At 74.2% G+C, this 1,425-nt stretch carries 3 protein-coding genes; 1 reads left to right on the top strand and 2 read right to left on the bottom strand.

Going from position 1 to position 1,425, the window contains the following annotated elements; all coding sequences use genetic code 11:
- The coding region (locus AB0O00_RS39365; RefSeq protein WP_363659474.1) for an SDR family NAD(P)-dependent oxidoreductase at window positions 1–294 on the bottom strand (294 nt) is incomplete at its 3' end.
- Window positions 295–359: 65 nt separating this feature from the next.
- Here AB0O00_RS39365 and AB0O00_RS39370 point away from each other — a divergent pair.
- The gene (locus AB0O00_RS39370) at window positions 360–635 is read left to right on the top strand and encodes a hypothetical protein (RefSeq protein ID WP_363659475.1); all 276 of its coding nucleotides are present in this window, start codon (window positions 360–362) and stop codon (window positions 633–635) included.
- Window positions 636–760: 125 nt separating this feature from the next.
- Here AB0O00_RS39370 and AB0O00_RS39375 read toward each other — a convergent pair.
- Window positions 761–1,425 (bottom strand): hypothetical protein (locus tag AB0O00_RS39375; protein ID WP_363659476.1); only part of this gene is annotated, 665 nt, incomplete at its 5' end.

Consider the following 1,425-nt stretch of genomic DNA (forward strand, 5'->3'; position numbering starts at 1 on the left):
GGACAGCGCCAGCACCCGCAGCCCGGTGCCGCGCGACTCCTCCCACAGCGCCTCCGTGAGGCTCAGCACGAACGCCTTGGTCGCGCCGTAGAGCGCCATCCGCGGGTTGGGCTGGTAGGCGGCCATGCTCGCCACGTTGACCAGGACCCCTCGGCCCGCCGTCCGCAAGCGTTCGATGAAGGCACGGCTGATGTCGGCCACCGCGGTCACGTCGACGGCGATCTCCCGGCGCAGCCGGGCCGGGTCGGTCCGGTGGAAGGGGCCGAAGGTGCCGAAGCCGGCGTTGTTGATCACGCTGGTGACGTGCAGGCCGAGCCGGGTTCGGGACCATCCTCACCGCCGGCCACACCCCCGAGCGAGTGCTCGAACTGTCCCGCCTGATCTTCCGCACCCCGTCACTGCACGCCCGCTACATCGAGAAGCGGCTGAACTGGCAGGCCCGGCTCGTCCCGGTCATCCAGGCGCGCCTGGGCAGCACCCCCGGCCAGGGGCCCGACCCGCGCGCCAAGGCGATCGTCGCGACGGTCTTCGCCTGCGTCGACACGGCGAGCGAGCTCTGGGCCGAACACGAGGGCCGGTTCGACCTGGCGGATCTCTACGACCAGTGCCTGACCGCAGTCCGGGACGGCGGCTGAGCCGCCGCCATCCGGCGGGCTCGGCAGGCAGTGCGCCCGCCGCCACGACGGGCCAGGGAGCTTCAGGGCAGGCGGGTGTCCGGGGCGTCCAGTCGCGCACTCAGCTGGTCGGGGTCCGGCCGCGTTCAGCGGCGGAACAGGCCGCGCCGCTTCACGGGCTTCACGGGCTTCTCCGGCTTCACCGGCGGCTGCGGCGGGTCGAGGAGGGCCTCGACGGCGTGGAGGAAGGCGCGGCCCTCCGTGGGCATGCCGGTCTGGTGCAGGCGGTGGCGGCCTGGCGCCTCCCACTCGCCCAGCACCGCCCCGCGCGCGCCCGTGATCGGGTCGACCGCGTACTCCAGGGTGAAGGTCCGCTGCGCGGTCCCGTCGCCCGGCCAGGCCAGTACCACCGCGAAGGCCTCCGTCGCCGCCCGCGCCACCGGCATCGCGACGAGGAGCATGCGGTGCCGCCCGCCCTGGACGAATCCGCCCCGGAGGCCGTCGGGTTCCAGCCGGTGCTCGACGGGCAGGCTCGCGCCGTACTCCTCCCAGAGGCGCCGCAGTTCGGCGTCGAGCCGCTCCCCCGGGAGCGTGCCCAGGTGGGTGAGCGAGGGCAGCAGGCGGTGCGCGAAGCGGTAGTGGTGCGGCCGCGCCGAGGGCAGGTCCTCTCCCCCGCCAGCCAGCCTGGTGACCGTCGCGACCACCTCGTCCACCTGCACGAGCTCCAGCAGACCGTTCTCGTCCACCACGGTGAGCGGTGTCAGCACGCCGCCCCGCCACCAGAAGGAGTCCCTGGACAGCGGCGCAGCCG

Origin of the sequence: Kitasatospora sp. NPDC093558, assembly GCF_040683475.1 — a bacterium.
Lineage (GTDB): Bacteria > Actinomycetota > Actinomycetes > Streptomycetales > Streptomycetaceae > Kitasatospora.